This window comes from Neptuniibacter sp. UBA6509 (assembly GCA_002435145.1).
GTDB lineage: Bacteria > Pseudomonadota > Gammaproteobacteria > Pseudomonadales > Balneatricaceae > Neptuniibacter.
Genome location: DJLT01000045.1, coordinates 16,533 through 33,344 on the forward strand (window position 1 = coordinate 16,533; position 16,812 = coordinate 33,344).

Genomic DNA, 16,812 nt, shown 5'->3' on the forward strand with positions numbered 1-16,812 from the left:
CTCTTATGCTATTTAAAGGATTAACATGCGTTACACTTTAAAAAACCTAGACCACGCAATTTTTCGCGCTTACGACGTACGCGGGATTGTTGAAACTGCACTGACTGACGACACGGTATACCATTTAGGCCGTGCCTTTGCCGCCGAGTCTAAATCCCAAGGTGTCACCCATGTAAACGTTGCTGCGGATGGTCGTTTATCCAGCCCCTCGCTAAAGAAGATATTCAGTGAAGGCCTTATTGATGGCGGCTGCAGAGTAACAGACGTAGGTTACGTCCCAACACCAACACTTTACTACTCTGCCCACCAAGATGATCAATGCACTGGCGTTATGATTACAGGCAGCCATAACCCTGCCAATTACAACGGTTTCAAAATGATGATCAATGGTCATACCCTCTCTGGGGATGACATCCAAGATCTAAAAACTCGCATCATCGACCAAAACTATTCAGAAGGCGAAGGCTCGTCTGAAGAACTCGACATACGCCAAAGCTATCTAGAGCGCATTCTTGGCGACGTAAAGCTTAATAAAAAGCTTAAAGTTGTTGTTGATTGCGGAAATGGCATACCGGGCGAACTAGCACCACAGCTAATCGAGAAATTAGGCTGTGAAATCATCCCTATGTACTGCGAAGTTGATGGCACGTTCCCTAACCATCACCCAGATCCAGGCAAACCAAAAAATCTACAGGACGCTATTGCCAAAGTAAAAGAAACAGGTGCAGATTTGGGCCTAGCTTTTGATGGCGATGGTGACCGTGTTGGCGTTATTACGAACGAAGGCAACATTGTTTATCCAGACCGTGTCATGATGCTGTTCTCTGAAGAGATCTTAAAGCGTAACCCAGGTGCAGAGATCATCTTTGATGTAAAATGCTCTCGCCTACTAGCTAAAGTAATCGAAGAAGCCGGTGGTAAAGCCACAATGTGGAGAACCGGTCACTCATTAATCAAACAGAAAATTAAGCAATCCGGCGCTCTACTGGGTGGCGAGATGAGTGGACACATATTCTTCAAAGAACGCTGGTATGGTTTCGACGATGCACTTTATAGTGCTGCACGTCTTCTAGAGATCCTAACAAACACAGATGAAACAGCCGACTTCCTTTTCAATCAATACCCAGAAGATATCAGCACACCTGAACTGAATATCACGGTTACCGATGAAAACAAATTTGATATTGTTGCCGCGCTACAAGAGAAAAGCTTCCCCGGTGGCAATGCCAACACCATCGACGGTATCCGTGTCGATTACCCAGACGGTTGGGGACTAATTAGAGCCTCCAACACAACACCTGTACTGGTTTTACGTTTTGAAGCAGAGACCGAAGCCGCATTGTTAAGAATAAGAAGTGAGTTTGAACAGAAACTACATGAAGTAGACAGTAGTTTAGTGATCCCTTACGAATAAACGAATGATCCGCGGTTAGTGCTAACTTAACCTAACCGCGTTTAACCTTTTACAAGGATTAGCTATGCCTCTTACGCGCAAAGAAGCCATGACAACCGCTCACGTACTTAGTGAAGCGATGCCTTACATCCAACGCTTTGTCGGAAAAACAATCATCATCAAATACGGCGGCAATGCCATGATCGATGAAAAGCTGCAGAATAGCTTTGCCCGCGATATCGTTATGATGAAACTGATCGGAATCAACCCTATTGTTGTTCACGGCGGAGGTCCACAAATAGGACAACTGCTTAGCGATCTAAAGATTGAATCGCACTTTATCAATGGCATGCGCGTAACAGACTCTAAAACCATGGATGTAGCAGAGATGGTACTTGGTGGTGCGGTTAACAAACAGATCGTTGGTCTTATCAATGCTAATGGTGGTCTCGCTATAGGCCTAACAGGTAAAGACGGCCAGCTACTGCGCGCCAAAAAACTTCGCGTAGAGCACAAAACACCTGAAATGGAAGCGCCTGAAATTATCGATATAGGCCATGTAGGTGAAGTGGAAAGCGTTAATGTCAAAGTACTCGACATGCTCGTTAACTCGGACATCATTCCTGTCATCGCACCTATTGGTGTTAGTGAAGATGGCACCTCTTACAACATCAATGCTGACCTTGTTGCCGGTAAAGTCGCTGAAGTACTGCAAGCGGAAAAACTAATCCTTCTTACCAATATCGAAGGTTTGATGGACAAAGATGGCAATATCTTAACAGGATTAACCACGAAGCAAGTGGATGACCTCATTGAAGACGGCACCATTTACGGCGGCATGCTTCCTAAAATCGGCTGTGCATTAAGCGCTGTTAAAAGCGGCGTAACCAGTGCACACATTATCGACGGCCGTGTAGAACACTCTTGCATGTTAGAAATCTTCACCGATGAAGGTGTTGGTACCCTGATCACCAATCGCGGTTAAGGATAAAAACAGATATATGAGCGCAACCGAAAAGCTTTCTCGTCGTGAACAAATCCTCCAATCTTTAGCACATATGCTAGAGAACCCTGGACAAAAGATCACAACAGCAGCACTTGCAAAAGAGGTCGGTGTATCTGAAGCGGCTTTATATAGACACTTCCCAAGCAAAGCCCGCATGTTTGAAGGGCTAATTGGCTTTATTGAAGAGACTGTATTCAGTCGTGTCACAGCGATTACACAAGTTGAAGCCGACGGCATCAAACAGTGTGAGCAAGTACTTACATTAGTACTTGCATTCGTAGAACGTAACCCGGGAATGGCTAGAATCCTAACTGGCGAAGCTCTCGCTGGCGAAACCGATCGACTTCGCCAACGCATAAACCAGTTTTTCGAGCGCCTAGAGACACAACTTAAACAAATTATGCGTGAGGCTGAAGCTAAAGATGGGCTTCGCACTCAAACGACGGCCGGTGCTTCAGCCAATCTTCTAATTGCAACAGTTGAAGGTAGAATCCGCCAATTTGTGCGCACTGAATTTCGCAAGAAACCAAGTGAACAGTGGCAGGATCAATGGCCTCGTTTAGCAGCAGGCATCTTCCGTAACGCATAATTCTGCTACACAGCAAAAACGCCAAGCCTCTCTATTTGAATTAGAAAGACCAGAGGGACTTGGCTGTTTTTGTTACTAAAGCTTTCCTGCCCACGATAACGTTATCCCACCAGCCAATTGGATTTAATAGAATCTATGCTAGAACAAGGCGCATTACTGCTTCTTTCTCTCATCGCAAATACATTATCAGCTATGGCGGGCGGTGGCGCAGGCTTATTGCAACTTCCTGTACTGCTCTTTCTAGGATTAAGCTTTAGCACAGCACTGGCCACTCATAAAATTGCCAGCGTCGCTTTAGGCGTGGGCGCTACGCTACGCCATATGAGAGAAGGCAAGCTCGATTACCGCTTCTGCGGATTCATCCTGTTATGTGGTTTACCGGGCGTTATTCTAGGGGCCGATATTGTTCTGAAAATACCTGAGGGCTGGACCATATTTAGCCTTGGTTGCCTAACCTCTGGACTGGGACTTTATTCCTTTAAAAAGCGCACCCTGGGTTTAGAGGTATGCAGCAAAAATAGAGACCGCCGCGGACTAATAATTGGCGGTATAACGCTCCTTATAATTGGTGCACTTAATGGCTCCCTCACATCCGGAACAGGGCTATTTGTAACGCTCTGGTTAGTTCGCTGGTTTGGGCTTGATTATAAAACAGCAGTTACTTATGTGCTTATCCTTGTAGGGCTCTTCTGGAATTCAGCAGGCGCGATAACCATATCTCTGCAACAAGCGCCTCGTTGGGAGTGGCTACCTGCGTTACTTATTGGAGCAACAGCGGGTTCATATCTAGGCGCACATCTAGCCATTACTCAAGGTAACAAGCTGGTTAAACGTGCATTTGAAACATTAACCATTTTGGTGGGTATAAAGCTGATTTATGACGGTGCACAAATACTCATCGGTGCTTAGCCGTTACCGTTAAAGATGCACAATGCCCTTCATCACGATCACAATTTTGCTCTAGCTTAGGCTCAGCCAGCATTAAACGCGTTTGAGAGCGCATTTGTAACAATTCTGAAGCCGTCACCAATCTGACCCCTAACGCCTTAAGAATCGGCAGCACCTCTTCTAAATAAGAAACAGTCTCTGGATAAGGATGCCCAATAACAACTGCATGTCCCTGAGTCACAGCGATGGTGAGTGCTTCTTTAAACTGCTTATGAATGTAAGCTCTTTGTTGCCTGTTATCCAAAAACACATCACGCACTAAATAGGGAATACCATGCTCATGCGCAGCTTTCCAAGCCACTGTGTTCGACGTCGTCACACTATCAAGAAAAAACATATTCCTTTTTTGCACAACCGACATCACTGCGTTCATGCTCTGCCGTTTTTCTGTCAACAAGCTCCCCATATGGTTATTCATACCCACCACATAAGGAATTGAATCCAAATTACCGTTCAAAATAGCGTTTAATTGCTGATCATTATGATCATCTTTCATTGCACCGGGGCCAAGCCTCAATCCCGCCTTGTTTTCCATAGGCGCATGCAAGATTACTTCTTTACCTAAGTGGTGCGCTGTTTTTGCTAACTCAAAGGAGTGAGGCGTATGCGGCAGGAAAGCATAAGTTATTGCACCGGGAAGGTTTATCGCAGCTAAACCTTTACGACGATTATCACCAATATCATCAATGACAATTGCCATCACAGGCTGTTCGCCATACACCGGGCGAGGGTCCGCATACGCAGTGCTAACCATGCCATAAGGCATTAGCAATGCGCTGCTAAGCAATAACGTTCTAATGAGCCCCTTCATTATTTCTGCACTATCACCAAGGCTTTCAATAAATTCAGTGCTTCATATAACTGATAATCTCTCGTCGCAAGATTGTCAGCTTTTGAATTAGCACCCTCTGATTTCTCATCGTCACCATTTTCTAGATGACCACTTAAATCACTTTCTTTCAAAAACTCAGGACGATCACTTCTGAAAGTTATTTCAGCATCCTTAACCTCTATATCGGGCTTAATCCCCTGAGCTTGAATGGAACGTCCTGCTGGCGTGTAATAACGGGCAGTAGTTAATTTCAATGCACGCTCTTTCGTTAAGGGTAAAACCGTCTGAACAGAGCCCTTACCAAAACTAGGCATCCCCATAATAATTGCGCGTTCTTGATCTTGCAGGGCACCCGCAACAATCTCGGAAGCAGACGCCGAACCGCCGTTAATCAACACAACCATAGGCAATTCAGGCACAAGCGTATCACTTGTTGCACTAAACTTTTGCTCCGTATCAGACATACGTCCCTTGGTATAAACAATCAGCCCTTCACTTAAGAAGGTATCACCTATATCAACCGCTGCCTGCAAGACCCCACCTGGATTATTTCGCAAATCCAGCACAACACCTTTAAGGTCATTTTTCATTAAACGCTTCAGATGTTTATTAACTTCTCGACCTGAATCAACTTGGAACTGAGAGACGCGAACATATGCAATATTGTCATTAAGCATACGGCTCTTCACGCTCGCAACTTGAATAACATCACGAACAACCTCGATCTCTAGAGGCTTCTCTTCACCTTCACGCACAATGGTTAGAATAATTTTACTGCCGGGCTTACCTCGCATGAGCTCAACAGCCTCATTAAGGTCCATCCCCTGTACCGCATGATCATCTAGCTTAGTGATCAGATCGCCCGCTTTAACACCTGCGCGCTGTGCAGGTGTATCATCAATAGGCGTAATAACACGAACAAAGCCTTCATCAATGCCCACTTCAATACCCAACCCGCCAAACTCACCACTGGTATGAGCCTGTAAATTCTCAAACTCTGTCGGCTCCAAATAGGCTGAATGGGGGTCAAGACCGGCAATCATTCCGCGCAATGCATCTTCTAGAAGCTGCGCATCATCGACCGGCTCAACATAAGATGACTTAATTCGCTGAAAAACCTCTGTAAACAAACGAAGTTCATCAAGTGGTAAAGTTTTCTCGACAGGGATAGCCTCTGTTTCGGCTCCCTCACTTTCAGGAATAAATTCTTCCGCAATCACAGAAAAAGAAAAGCAACTGCCCAGGGCAACGCCAAGTAAACTGCTTTTTAAAGCGCCAGAAAGAAAAGCTGACTTCATAATCTATCCCTTTTTATTTTCGACTAAGCCAACGTGATGGATTACTTGGCTTACCTTTATAACGTACCGCGAAATACAGGCCATTAACATCACGACCACCGCTACTGCCTACAGTAGCCACTGTATCACCGGCAGAAACCCAATCCCCAGTTTCTAACAATAAGCTTTGGTTATAGCCATACAGACTCATATAGCCAGATCCATGATCAATGATCAACACTAAACCGTAGCCTCTTAACCAATCAGAGAACACGACTCGGCCATGATGAACCGCTTTAACTGACGCTGCTTCCCTTGCAGTAATCCAGATACCATCATAGCTAATATTATTGGTAACCGAACCGAAAGTTTGCTTTACCTTCCCTTTTATCGGCCAAGGAAGCTTTCCTTTTAACAGAGAAAACTTTTTATCATCTTTAACTAACGTAGCAAAATTAAGACTTTTCTCGATCTCTTTTAAAACAGCTTGTAATCTTTTTTGGTCAAGTTGTAACTGCTTAAGCTTAGTTTTGTCGGTCGAAAGCGTCTTACGTAATTGAGTGAGTGTATTTTTACGCTCATTTCGAGAAAGGCGCAGAGCCGCCACTTCTTTACTCAATTCATCGCGTTTAATCACCATCCTCTGTTCTGTATCTGTTAATTCACGCTCTGTCCCTGTCAATTGAGACAGTTTATCCTGAAACTGCTGCATATCATTACGCAGCTCAGCATTTACAAAATCGTAATAGCGAATCACACGATCCAAAGTTTCAGGGTCACGCTGCGTAAGGAGTAACTGTAAACGTGCTTGATTCCCCATCTTATATTGCTGCGAAATCTGTTTCTCAATAAGCGCTGCACGCTTCTTCAACTCGGCCTTTAAAGCATCCCTTTTAACTTCAAGGTCTTCAGCATGAGTCCCCAATCCAGTTAACTGTTTATCTAGCAGCTGAATTTGACGCGCAAGCTTACCGATAGCCACTTCACTACGTTTCAGTTCAGAACTTAGCTGACGAGAGACCCCTTCCTGCTTTTGCATATTTTTTTGCAAGGAAGAAATACGAGAGGAAAGCGCCTTAACTTGTTTTTCAGTTAAAGCTTGTTTATCCGCAGCCAAAAGCCACGAAGGTGTCAGCCCAGAACAGACTATGACAACGACAAATACACAGATACGCAACATATAATCAGATCAAAAGAAAAAGGGATAATACCTTATCCCTTTTTACTTAAAACTAGAAAGAAGCCAATGAGCTGCCGCCCATTTCTGCTGGCGGCTCGAGCCCCATCATATCTAACAGTGTAGGCGCCAGATCACATAGCGCACCATCTGCCAATTTAAGGCTCTCTTTACGCGGACCATCATAAATTAACGCAACCGGCCAATTAGTATGCGATGTATGTGGCTGCCCAGTTTCTGGGTTCACCATCAATTCAACATTACCGTGATCAGCCGTAATTAACGCCTCACCTCCGACCTCATTCAGCGCTTCAAGTACCTGACGCACACTTTCATCAACCACTTCACACGCTTGAACCGCAGCATCGAATTTACCCGTATGTCCCACCATATCGCCATTAGCGTAGTTACATACGATCAGATCATATTTACCGCTTTTGATTGCACCTACCAGTTTTTCAGTCACTTCTGGAGCGCTCATTTCAGGCTGAAGATCATAAGTAGCAACATCAGGTGACGGTACAAGAATACGGTCTTCACCCGGATACTCTTCCTCCTGACCACCATTGAAGAAGAAAGTCACATGCGCATACTTTTCCGTTTCGGCAATTCGCAACTGCGTTTTACCAAGGCCTGAGAGATATTCACCCAAATCGTTACTGATCTCATTCGGCGGATAAGCACATGCCGCATCAATATCAGACGCATACTGAGTTAGCATCACAAAACTTGATAGCTGAGGTGTTTTTTCACGAACAAAACCCGCGAATTCTTCACCTTCAGTGAAAGCGCGTGTGATTTCACGTGCACGATCAGGGCGGAAATTGGCACAAATAAGAGTATCGCCATCTTCAATCGTACCCACAGCCTGCCCACTTGCATCCGCAATGACTGTCGCTTGAACAAACTCATCGTTCTCATCGCGCGCGTAAGCGTTGCTTAATGCATCTAAAGCAGATTCCGTAGTGAAAGGTGCTTTACCTAAGGCCATCGCATCAAAACCAAGTTGAACTCGGTCCCAACGATTATCACGATCCATACTAAAATAACGACCTGCAACACTCGCTATAGCACCTACACCTAACTCAGCAAGTTTGCTTTCAATTAGAGAAATAGAGGGTTCTGCTGATCTAGGCGGCATATCACGACCATCTAAGATCGCATGTACAAACATTTTTTTCGCACCACGTTTAACAGCCATTTCTAATAAAGCGCATATATGCGCTTCATGGCTATGCACACCACCTGGAGAAAGCAAACCAAATACATGTACCGCTTTGCCCGCAGCCACTGCGTCATCAATACCTTTAGTTAAGGCCGGATTTTCGAAAAAATCGCCATCTGTGATCGCTTTAGAAATACGCGTGAAGTTTTGATACACAATACGGCCAGCCCCAATATTCATATGACCTACTTCAGAGTTACCCATTTGACCATCAGGTAAACCTACCGCAAGTCCAGAGGTTTGGATTCTGGCATTTGGGTTATCTGAGAGCAGCTTATCCCAAACAGGAGTATTGGCTGCTTGAATAGCGGAGGATTCTGAAGCCTCTACGCCATAACCATCAAGAATTATCAAAGCTTTCGTTGCGCGATTCTGTGTCATATCTGCAGGATTCTGTCTTTAGCTATTATCAAATGACGAAAGATTTTACTGTGAAAGCCCTCTCAAGGCTACGAATGAACCCAATGAAAGTAATAAATCCACCTAATTCGACATTTTCACGCATTTTTCCCCTTATACCGTCAAAAAACGCAAGGTATACTATGGCCCACTTAAAGCGGATCAATAGCATCCTTAGTGTTTTTTATTAGCCGTTAAATTTCGGCCCTATCTGGATACATAATGGACCAACTTATCGAATTTATTAGCAACCACCCATTTATGGTTGCAGCCTGGGTTCTGACTCTGGTTATGTTTATTCTTTTTGAACGCAGCAAAGCAGGTAAAGCAGTAACACCTGCCCAAGCAACTAATTTGATCAACAAAGAAAACGCAGTAATCATTGATATTCGCCCGAAAAAAGAATGGGATACTGGCCACATTACAGGCGCAAAGCATATCCCTCTTGCAGATCTTGATCGCAAAATGGATGAACTCATCAAATACCAACAACGCCCAATCATTGTTGTATGTAATTTAGGTCAAGCAGCTAGCTCCGCGACGAGAAAACTTAAGGCAGCAGGCTATGAAAAAGCTGTACGTCTTGCAGGCGGCATGACTGAATGGAAGGGCCAAAGCCTTCCAATCGTTAAGTAACGCTTATGCAAAATGTAACTATATATACAACCGCTTGGTGTCCGTACTGTATTCGAGCCAAAATGCTGCTCGATAAGAAGCAAGTGGAATATACCGAAGAAAAAGTGGACGGAGACTTAGCCAAGCGTCAGGAAATGGCGAAACTAAGCGGCGGTCAAACAGTTCCACAAATATTCATTGGCGACACCCCTATTGGTGGCTGCGATGAGATGTTTGCCCTTGAAAGACAAGGCAAATTAGATGAGCTACTAAACGCCAAATAAACTCTATAATGATAAGGATTAGACATGGCTGATAACGAACAGAATACTGCAGCTCAAGAAGAGCAAGGCCCACAATTCGCAGTTCAACGCGTATACATTAAAGATGCTTCTTTTGAATCACCTAATGCGCCTGAAATCTTCATGAGCCCTTGGCAGCCAGAAGTTGGCCTTGAGATGAATACTCAGACAAACCAAGTAGGCGACAGCGCATTTGAAGTTGTACTGACTTTAACAGTAACCGTTAAGAACGATGACAAAACTGCTTTCTTAGTTGAGCTTCAACAAGGTGGCATTTTTGGTATTTCAGGTCTTGGCGAGCAAGAGATGCACCACACTCTTGGCGCATTCTGCCCAAGCATTCTATTCCCTTATGCACGTGAAGCTATCGACGCTATGGTTGTTAAAGCAAGCTTCCCTGCACTTATGCTTGCACCGGTTAACTTTGATGCTCTATATGCTCAGCAGATGTCACAAGCTCAGCAAGAAGCGACTGCTGAAGCACAGCACTAAAAGCGGTTCTACTGTTTAATTACAGTAAATACGCATATAAAAAATCCCGCTTATGGCGGGATTTTTTATATGCACAATATCTTCATACGAGGCAAGCGGCACAACTAGCTATTCAATAACTGCATTATCTGCCGTTGCTACAGCGCCCGCTTTACGTTTAGCTTTATATTTAAGCCAACTCACAAGATCAGTCCACATCTTATCGATATCACGCGGCTTCGGCATAATACCAGCGTACGGCAACTCAATCGTAACGACAGGAATCCCTTTCATAAACCAGCCATAATTACCTAGCGACCCAGGATAGGTACCCAATTGACGCAAATGTAGGGGCCCAAGTTTTCTTGGAGCCTGAATTCCACCATCAAAATCTAAAATGCCATGTGGCGCATGCACAGACACAATCACTGTTGGCTTATAACTATCAATCAACTCATGAATCACTCGACTTTCCGGCTCACTCAACGGCTCATGCCCTGGGTAATAACGTAAGCGTTTTTTAGCCTGCTTCTGCCAATGCACTAATGGCTCAGGAAATTCGGGGGCTGGTAAAAAGTTTCGATTAAGATCAACTTTATTAGCGTTAACCCTCGTAGACTTACGTTGCAAAAGACCGTCAGGATTAAGTACGGGTAAAAAATGCCAATCAAACGAACCGCTATGGTGACGCTGTAACGTATTTAACCACTTAAATGTAACACTCACGCTCGAATATTCATCACCATGAATACCACCAATAAAGAGAATACGCGGCGCATCCTTATTATCATCACTCGCGGGAAAACTCGCCTCTAGAATAGCCCTTCCATTTACCGAATAGTAACGAGGCTTAGAAAAAGGGTTACTTAAACACTCCTTTGTAGAAACGCTGGCAAGCTTACGACCAACCTGCTGACAGACACGCGCAACATCTGAATATAAAGTATCAGCACTACTTACCGTCGAAAAAAGAGATAAACTAAACCAAAAAAGCGGCGCAAGCGCCCCAAAGAAAAAGCGAAAAATCATACTAAAAGAAAACCCAACAACTGTTCATTAATTAACCAGTCGATATATTCTAACACGCTTTCAAAGAAAGACTCTGAAGAATTTCTTCTGCCTTACCCGCATCCAAAACACCCTTTATTGCGGAAGCCGCAATCGGCACGACACTCACCAAAGCAGTGGCGGGAATAGTGACATTATCATCGGGCTGCAACTCCATCTGATCAGCAAGCATCACCATGGGCAACACCTGACTTTTCACAGTCTGAATATTAATCTGCTGATCAACGCCCCCTAAAAGACAAATATTTCGCTCACGAAAATCAATTAGCGTTAAACGAAATACCTCACCAGCATTTTCCGTGACAAAAGCATCAATTTTGGTAATCACAAACGCATACTGCATAAAACAGCCTAAAAATCCGAATGAATAATAATTTTACTATAGCCGTTAAATAGCGCTTAGCCGCCGTCAGCACCAATAAAACCTTGCTGACGCCATGCTTCGTACACCACAACTGCACACGCATTGGAAAGATTCAGACTACGGCTATCAGACCCCATTGGAAGCCTTAGCCATTGTTCCTTTGGCAAACTCTGTCTCACTTCAGGCGGCAACCCTCGTGTTTCAGGACCCAGAAGTAAAACATCACCAGCCTGAAAATCTGCTTCTACGTGGGTGACAGTACCTTTGGTTGTTAAGGCCCACACTTTACGCGGTTCAATCTCAGCCAAACAGCTTTCCAGATCAGGATGAATTTTTACCGCGGCAAACTCATGGTAATCCAACCCCGCACGCCTAAGACGCTTATCATCCAACTCAAACCCTAAAGGTTCCACTAGATGAAGATGGAAACCTGTGTTGGCACACAACCGGATGATATTGCCCGTATTAGGTGGTATTTCAGGCTCAAAAAGAACAACGTGTAACATAAAAAAATCCCCGCAGCGTTTATGCAGCGGGGATTATATAGGAAATAGTCGTTAAGCGTGACAATCAAGAACGCGGGCGCTACAGAGGCTCCCTAAGCAGACTCAGCTAGTCTTTGCCACCCTCTTCATCCATCCCTAATTCTTTAATTTTTCGAGTTAAGGTATTTCGCCCCCAACCTAACAATTCAGCAGCATCTCTACGGCGACCCGCAGTATGCTTTAAGGCGGTTTCAATCATGATGCGCTCAAATACTGGCACAGCTGAATCCAAAAGATCTTTTCGCCCTAAACTTAACTGCTGGTCAGCCCACGCGCGCAAAGTTTGCTCCCAATCACCGGCAGCAACCAATTCTGCCCCACCGCTCTGCTCCATCAGTTCCGGGGGAAGGTCATCGATTAGTACTTCACGTCCAGTTGCCATTACAGTCAACCAACGGCAAGTATTCTCAAGCTGACGCACATTACCAGGCCACGATAAATTGCAGATAAAACTCTCGGTATCACTCGCAAGAATTTTAGGCTCAACACTCAACTCTTCAGCTGAGGTGTTTAAAAAGTGTCGCGCTAGACGCGGAATATCTTCACGTCGCTGTGATAGCGTAGGTAGATGGACACGGATAACATTTAAGCGATGAAACAAGTCTTCACGAAAACGCCCCTGCTCCACCAGTTTCTCAAGGTTCTGATGTGTCGCTGCAATAATACGCACATCAACCTTTACAGCCGTATGACCACCTACACGATAAAACTCACTGTCAGCCAAGACCCTTAAAAGGCGCGTCTGTGCATCAGCTGGCATATCCCCAATTTCATCTAGAAAGAGTGTTCCGCCATCCGCTTGTTCAAAACGACCATGCCTCGCTGCCGCAGCACCTGTAAAGGCCCCTTTTTCATGACCAAACAGTTCTGATTCAATTAAGTCAGCAGGGATCGCCGCCATATTCAGTGGAATAAAAGGCCTATCTTTGCGTGGACTATGCTTATGCAAAGCATGAGCAACAAGCTCCTTACCTGTACCCGACTCACCATTGATCAGTACAGTGATATTTGATTGCGACAAACGACCTATCGCGCGAAACACCTCTTGCATAGCCGGCGCTTCACCAATGATCTCCGTAGTATCCTCCATAACCGATTCAGCAACCTGCTGACGCTGCTCAAAAGCATGAGCTAATGCACGCTTTGTTAACGCTACAGCTTCATCAATATCAAACGGCTTAGGCAGATACTCAAAAGCTCCTCCCTGATAAGACGCAACCGCAGATTCTAAATCAGAATGAGCCGTCATGATGATGATCGGCAGTTCAGGATGAGTTTCCTGAATATTTTCCAGTAATTGCAAACCATCCATGCCCGGCATACGAATATCACTAACAATCGCATCGGGTGAATCTGTCTTTAATCTAGATAACAGCTGGTCAGCACTTTCAAACGCCTCAGAAGACAAGCCCTCAGCAGACAGTGCTTTATCAAGCACCCAACGTATCGAACGATCATCATCGACAATCCATACTTTACCTGGAAGGTTCATTGTTAAGCTCCAAAGGAATTAATAATTGAAATTTGGTTTCACCAGGACGTGTATCACACTCAATCAGCCCGTTATGCTGATTAATTATTGACTGGGCTATCGACAAACCTAAGCCCGAGCCTTCAGCTCGCCCGCTGACCATGGGATAAAAAATCTTACTTAAAATATCTTCAGGAATACCCGGGCCATTATCAATAATATCTACACAACAGACTAAACGATGCTTTTCAGCCCCTAACGTGACCTGACGAAAAGCGCGAGTTTTAATTTTTATACTGGGTGATTCGATATTAGCCGACTGCATAGCCTGCATGCTGTTACGCATGATATTCAGCACAGCCTGAATCAACTGTTCTGCATCACCAGTAAATTCAGGAATACTTGGATCGTAATCACGGGAAAGCTCGATATCGCCTTTAGTCTCAGCTTCTACCAACTGGCAAACACGCTCTAGAATTGCATGGATATTGACACTTTCCAGATTAGGTAGTTTTCTTGGCCCTAATAGACGGTCAACTAAATTACGTAACCGATCAGCCTCTTCAATAATGACATGTGTATAGTCATGCAAACTTGGGTCATGCAATTCACGCTCAAGTAGCTGAGCTGCACCCCTAATACCACCTAAAGGATTCTTTATTTCATGGGCTAACCCGCGAATTAAAGAGCGCGCAGTATCATGCTGATCCAATAGATCCTCCTCACGTTCAATACGCATGAGACGATCCCTTGCTTCAATCTCTATCAGTAGCTGCTTACCTTTATCTAAGAAGAGAGGATTTATACTGTAATCAACTGTTAATTCCACCCCACCGAGCGTAACTATTTTCGCCTCACGGTGTGTATACGGGTGACCACTATCAAAACACTCTTTAAGATCTTTCTGTTCATCAGCACTAACAATAAACCATTCAGAAATAGCTAACTTGCTTAACCGACGAATACTCGCCTCAAGCAACATTTCTGCGGCCGGATTAGCGTACTCAACAACCATTTGATCATTAAGTAACACGACTGCCGTTGAAAGATTTTCTAAAATCTTTTTTGAAAATTCAGCTTTTACCATTGATCAATACCCTGGGTCCTTACCCGTTACTAAAGCAAAAAACAAACCAAGTTGCTCAAGCACTATAAAAGACCGCAAACTCCCTATTTTCGGACACTCCAGCACTACTAGATTAGCTTAAAGAATTAAAAAACAACAAAAACGCACCAAAACAGCGCACCAAAACAAAACAACGCACTACTAAGGTCACACAAAGACTAAAGAAAAAGCAAAAAAAAACCTCCACAAGGGAGGTTTTTTTCAGAAGAAAACTAACTTATACAGAGTAGTACAGGTCAAATTCAACTGGGTGAGTAGTCATGTTCACTTTCTCAACTTCTTCACGCTTCAGTTCAACAAAAGCATCAAGCATGTCATCAGTGAATACGCCACCAGCAGTTAGGAACTCACGATCATTCTCAAGAGCATCTAGAGCTTCTTCTAGAGATGCAGCAACCTGTGGGATCTCCGCAGCTTCTTCAGCTGGCAGGTCATACAAATCTTTATCAGCAGCATCGCCAGGGTGAATCTTGTTCTTAACACCGTCAAGACCAGCCATCATAAGTGCAGCGAAGCACAAGTATGGGTTAGCAGATGGATCAGGGAAACGTGCTTCTACACGACGAGCTTTCGGGTTAGTCACGTATGGAATACGGATAGACGCCGAACGGTTACGAGCAGAGTAAGCAAGCATAACCGGTGCTTCAAAACCTGGTACAAGACGCTTGTATGCGTTTGTAGAAGAGTTAGTTAGCGCGTTAAGTGCTTTAGCGTGCTTGATGATACCGCCGATGTAGTAAAGAGCAGTTTCAGACATGCCCGCATACGTATCACCAGCGAACAAGTTAACACCGTCTTTAGAAAGAGACATATGAACGTGCATACCAGAACCGTTATCACCTACTAGTGGCTTAGGCATGAAAGTAGCAGTCTTGCCGTACGCGTGTGCAACGTTATGTACACAGTACTTAAGAATCTGAACTTCATCTGCCTTAGCAGTAAGGGTATTTGGACCTACACCGATTTCACACTGACCAGCAGTTGCTACTTCGTGGTGATGCACTTCAATTTCTAGATCCATTGCTTCCATCGCGTCACACATAGCGCCACGTAGGTCATGCAAAGAATCGATTGGTGGTACTGGGAAATAACCGCCTTTAACACGTGGACGGTGACCCGTGTTACCACCTTCAACGTTATGGCTAGAAGCCCAAGAAGCTTCTTCAGAAGCGATAGTGTAACCACAACCACTGATGTCTGCGTGCCATTTAACTTCATCAAATACGAAGAACTCTGGCTCTGGACCAAACATAGCTGTATCAGCAATACCTGTAGACTTCAGGTATTCTTCAGCACGTTTAGCTACAGAACGTGGATCACGCTCGTAACCTTGGCCAGTAGCAGGCTCAACGATGTTACAACGAACGATGATAGTCGTTGATTCAGAGAATGGGTCTAATACTGTAGCACTGTCATCCGGCATAAGAATCATGTCGGAATCGTTAATACCCTTCCAACCTGAAATAGATGAACCATCGAACATTTTGCCTTCTTCAAAGAAGTCGTCACCCATATCGGAAACAGGGATAGTAACGTGCTGCTCTTTACCATGAGAATCGGTGAAACGCAGGTCAACCCATTTAGCTTCGCTTTCTTTGATAAGATTCAGAGTCTTCTCTGACATGTGACTTTCTCCACTTTAATAATTACCAGGCTGAGTTTGTTCAACCTTGAGAAATCAGAATTTAACATCGACCTTAATGCAGGCAATAAATATGCCATAAGGCCTATCATAATGATTGCCCCGTAAATACAGGGATCACGACAACTTTAATCAACATGGAGCGCACCAAAATAAAGCATATGGATTTTTAACGCACCAAAACAGGGCGAGGCAGTTTTAACAGAGAATCCCCTATACCCTAGCTGGCAATATCATACTCCAACCCAGACGTAAAAACATAGCTCTAAGCTCTAGTTTTCAACGTTTATCACCACCTAGATCAATACCCGCTAGTGAGCACTCCTTGACGATAAAACAACAATTCCGCCCAATAAACATTA

General features: G+C 44.4%; 17 protein-coding genes. 7 read left to right on the forward strand and 10 right to left on the reverse strand.

Going from position 1 to position 16,812, the window contains the following annotated elements; all coding sequences use genetic code 11:
• The first annotated feature begins 25 nt into the window (after positions 1 to 25).
• The 4 genes from B4K11_RS06340 to B4K11_RS06355 all read left to right on the forward strand — a co-directional run bounded on the left by B4K11_RS06340 (position 26) and on the right by B4K11_RS06355 (position 3,897).
• Entirely contained in the window at positions 26 to 1,414 is a 1,389-nt protein-coding gene (locus B4K11_RS06340) for a phosphomannomutase/phosphoglucomutase (protein ID WP_292956199.1), read from the forward strand.
• Positions 1,415 to 1,478: 64 nt separating this feature from the next.
• Complete coding sequence (gene argB, locus B4K11_RS06345; RefSeq protein WP_292956196.1) at positions 1,479 to 2,378, forward strand: acetylglutamate kinase; 900 nt, start codon at positions 1,479 to 1,481, stop codon at positions 2,376 to 2,378.
• Positions 2,379 to 2,394: 16 nt separating this feature from the next.
• The gene (slmA, locus tag B4K11_RS06350; RefSeq protein ID WP_292956193.1) at positions 2,395 to 2,988 is read left to right on the forward strand and encodes a nucleoid occlusion factor SlmA; all 594 of its coding nucleotides are present in this window, start codon (positions 2,395 to 2,397) and stop codon (positions 2,986 to 2,988) included.
• A 135-nt stretch (positions 2,989 to 3,123) separates the two neighbouring features.
• Positions 3,124 to 3,897, forward strand: a complete 774-nt coding sequence (locus B4K11_RS06355) for a sulfite exporter TauE/SafE family protein (protein ID WP_292959285.1) — start codon at positions 3,124 to 3,126, stop codon at positions 3,895 to 3,897.
• On the opposite strand, the gene B4K11_RS06360 is transcribed toward B4K11_RS06355, so the two are convergent.
• Genes B4K11_RS06360 through gpmI form a run of 4 tightly spaced genes read right to left on the reverse strand, consistent with a single transcriptional unit; the run spans position 3,884 to position 8,828 of the window.
• Positions 3,884 to 4,747 carry a divergent polysaccharide deacetylase family protein gene (locus B4K11_RS06360; RefSeq protein ID WP_292956187.1) on the reverse strand — a complete coding sequence of 288 codons (864 nt, stop codon included), beginning with the start codon at positions 4,745 to 4,747 and terminating at the stop codon, positions 3,884 to 3,886. The genes B4K11_RS06355 and B4K11_RS06360 overlap by 14 nt on opposite strands.
• Positions 4,747 to 6,066 carry a S41 family peptidase gene (locus B4K11_RS06365; protein ID WP_292956184.1) on the reverse strand — a complete coding sequence of 440 codons (1,320 nt, stop codon included), beginning with the start codon at positions 6,064 to 6,066 and terminating at the stop codon, positions 4,747 to 4,749. Before B4K11_RS06365 ends, B4K11_RS06360 begins: the two co-directional genes overlap by 1 nt.
• 13 nt (positions 6,067 to 6,079) lie before the next feature.
• Positions 6,080 to 7,225: a murein hydrolase activator EnvC family protein gene (locus B4K11_RS06370; RefSeq protein ID WP_292956181.1), complete on the reverse strand. Its 1,146-nt coding sequence runs from the start codon at positions 7,223 to 7,225 to the stop codon at positions 6,080 to 6,082.
• 52 nt (positions 7,226 to 7,277) lie between these two features.
• A complete protein-coding gene (gene gpmI / locus B4K11_RS06375) occupies positions 7,278 to 8,828 on the reverse strand; it encodes a 2,3-bisphosphoglycerate-independent phosphoglycerate mutase (RefSeq protein ID WP_292956178.1) in 1,551 nt (516 codons plus the stop codon).
• A 240-nt stretch (positions 8,829 to 9,068) separates the two neighbouring features.
• On the opposite strand from gpmI, the gene B4K11_RS06380 reads away from it, so the two are divergent.
• Genes B4K11_RS06380 through secB form a run of 3 tightly spaced genes read left to right on the forward strand, consistent with a single transcriptional unit; the run spans position 9,069 to position 10,255 of the window.
• Entirely contained in the window at positions 9,069 to 9,482 is a 414-nt protein-coding gene (locus B4K11_RS06380) for a rhodanese-like domain-containing protein (protein WP_292956175.1), read from the forward strand.
• A gap of 5 nt (positions 9,483 to 9,487) precedes the next feature.
• Complete coding sequence (grxC, locus tag B4K11_RS06385) at positions 9,488 to 9,745, forward strand: glutaredoxin 3 (RefSeq protein WP_292956172.1); 258 nt, start codon at positions 9,488 to 9,490, stop codon at positions 9,743 to 9,745.
• Between the two features lie 24 nt (positions 9,746 to 9,769).
• On the forward strand, positions 9,770 to 10,255 hold the full coding sequence (gene secB / locus B4K11_RS06390; RefSeq protein WP_292956169.1) for a protein-export chaperone SecB: 486 nt from the start codon (positions 9,770 to 9,772) through the stop codon (positions 10,253 to 10,255).
• Between the two features lie 108 nt (positions 10,256 to 10,363).
• On the opposite strand, the gene B4K11_RS06395 is transcribed toward secB, so the two are convergent.
• From B4K11_RS06395 to glnA, 6 genes are all read right to left on the reverse strand, one after another.
• On the reverse strand, positions 10,364 to 11,263 hold the full coding sequence (locus B4K11_RS06395) for a M14 family zinc carboxypeptidase (RefSeq protein WP_292956166.1): 900 nt from the start codon (positions 11,261 to 11,263) through the stop codon (positions 10,364 to 10,366).
• Positions 11,264 to 11,312: 49 nt separating this feature from the next.
• Entirely contained in the window at positions 11,313 to 11,645 is a 333-nt protein-coding gene (locus B4K11_RS06400) for a hypothetical protein (protein ID WP_292956163.1), read from the reverse strand.
• A 56-nt stretch (positions 11,646 to 11,701) separates the two neighbouring features.
• Positions 11,702 to 12,172 (reverse strand): tRNA (uridine(34)/cytosine(34)/5-carboxymethylaminomethyluridine(34)-2'-O)-methyltransferase TrmL, encoded by a 471-nt coding sequence (trmL, locus tag B4K11_RS06405; protein WP_292956160.1) that lies wholly within the window; start codon positions 12,170 to 12,172, stop codon positions 11,702 to 11,704.
• Positions 12,173 to 12,278: 106 nt separating this feature from the next.
• Complete coding sequence (gene glnG, locus B4K11_RS06410) at positions 12,279 to 13,703, reverse strand: nitrogen regulation protein NR(I) (RefSeq protein ID WP_292956157.1); 1,425 nt, start codon at positions 13,701 to 13,703, stop codon at positions 12,279 to 12,281.
• Complete coding sequence (glnL, locus tag B4K11_RS06415) at positions 13,687 to 14,769, reverse strand: nitrogen regulation protein NR(II) (protein WP_292956154.1); 1,083 nt, start codon at positions 14,767 to 14,769, stop codon at positions 13,687 to 13,689. Before glnL ends, glnG begins: the two co-directional genes overlap by 17 nt.
• A gap of 256 nt (positions 14,770 to 15,025) precedes the next feature.
• Positions 15,026 to 16,432, reverse strand: coding sequence for a glutamate--ammonia ligase (gene glnA / locus B4K11_RS06420; RefSeq protein ID WP_292959286.1), 1,407 nt, complete (start codon positions 16,430 to 16,432; stop codon positions 15,026 to 15,028).
• Between the last annotated feature and the right edge of the window lie 380 nt (positions 16,433 to 16,812).

Bases quoted from the DNA above. Each gene is read 5' to 3' on its own strand.
- glnG (WP_292956157.1), bottom strand. From the start codon at position 13,703: ATGAACCTTCCAGGTAAAGTATGGATTGTCGATGATGATCGTTCGATA.
- B4K11_RS06395 (WP_292956166.1), bottom strand. From the start codon at position 11,263: ATGATTTTTCGCTTTTTCTTTGGGGCGCTTGCGCCGCTTTTTTGGTTT.
- B4K11_RS06365 (WP_292956184.1), bottom strand. From the start codon at position 6,066: ATGAAGTCAGCTTTTCTTTCTGGCGCTTTAAAAAGCAGTTTACTTGGC.
- B4K11_RS06360 (WP_292956187.1), bottom strand. From the start codon at position 4,747: ATGAAGGGGCTCATTAGAACGTTATTGCTTAGCAGCGCATTGCTAATG.
- glnA (WP_292959286.1), bottom strand. From the start codon at position 16,432: ATGTCAGAGAAGACTCTGAATCTTATCAAAGAAAGCGAAGCTAAATGG.
- B4K11_RS06370 (WP_292956181.1), bottom strand. From the start codon at position 7,225: ATGTTGCGTATCTGTGTATTTGTCGTTGTCATAGTCTGTTCTGGGCTG.
- glnL (WP_292956154.1), bottom strand. From the start codon at position 14,769: ATGGTAAAAGCTGAATTTTCAAAAAAGATTTTAGAAAATCTTTCAACG.
- argB (WP_292956196.1), top strand. From the start codon at position 1,479: ATGCCTCTTACGCGCAAAGAAGCCATGACAACCGCTCACGTACTTAGT.
- grxC (WP_292956172.1), top strand. From the start codon at position 9,488: ATGCAAAATGTAACTATATATACAACCGCTTGGTGTCCGTACTGTATT.
- B4K11_RS06380 (WP_292956175.1), top strand. From the start codon at position 9,069: ATGGACCAACTTATCGAATTTATTAGCAACCACCCATTTATGGTTGCA.
- trmL (WP_292956160.1), bottom strand. From the start codon at position 12,172: ATGTTACACGTTGTTCTTTTTGAGCCTGAAATACCACCTAATACGGGC.
- slmA (WP_292956193.1), top strand. From the start codon at position 2,395: ATGAGCGCAACCGAAAAGCTTTCTCGTCGTGAACAAATCCTCCAATCT.
- B4K11_RS06355 (WP_292959285.1), top strand. From the start codon at position 3,124: ATGCTAGAACAAGGCGCATTACTGCTTCTTTCTCTCATCGCAAATACA.
- B4K11_RS06400 (WP_292956163.1), bottom strand. From the start codon at position 11,645: ATGCAGTATGCGTTTGTGATTACCAAAATTGATGCTTTTGTCACGGAA.
- B4K11_RS06340 (WP_292956199.1), top strand. From the start codon at position 26: ATGCGTTACACTTTAAAAAACCTAGACCACGCAATTTTTCGCGCTTAC.
- secB (WP_292956169.1), top strand. From the start codon at position 9,770: ATGGCTGATAACGAACAGAATACTGCAGCTCAAGAAGAGCAAGGCCCA.
- gpmI (WP_292956178.1), bottom strand. From the start codon at position 8,828: ATGACACAGAATCGCGCAACGAAAGCTTTGATAATTCTTGATGGTTAT.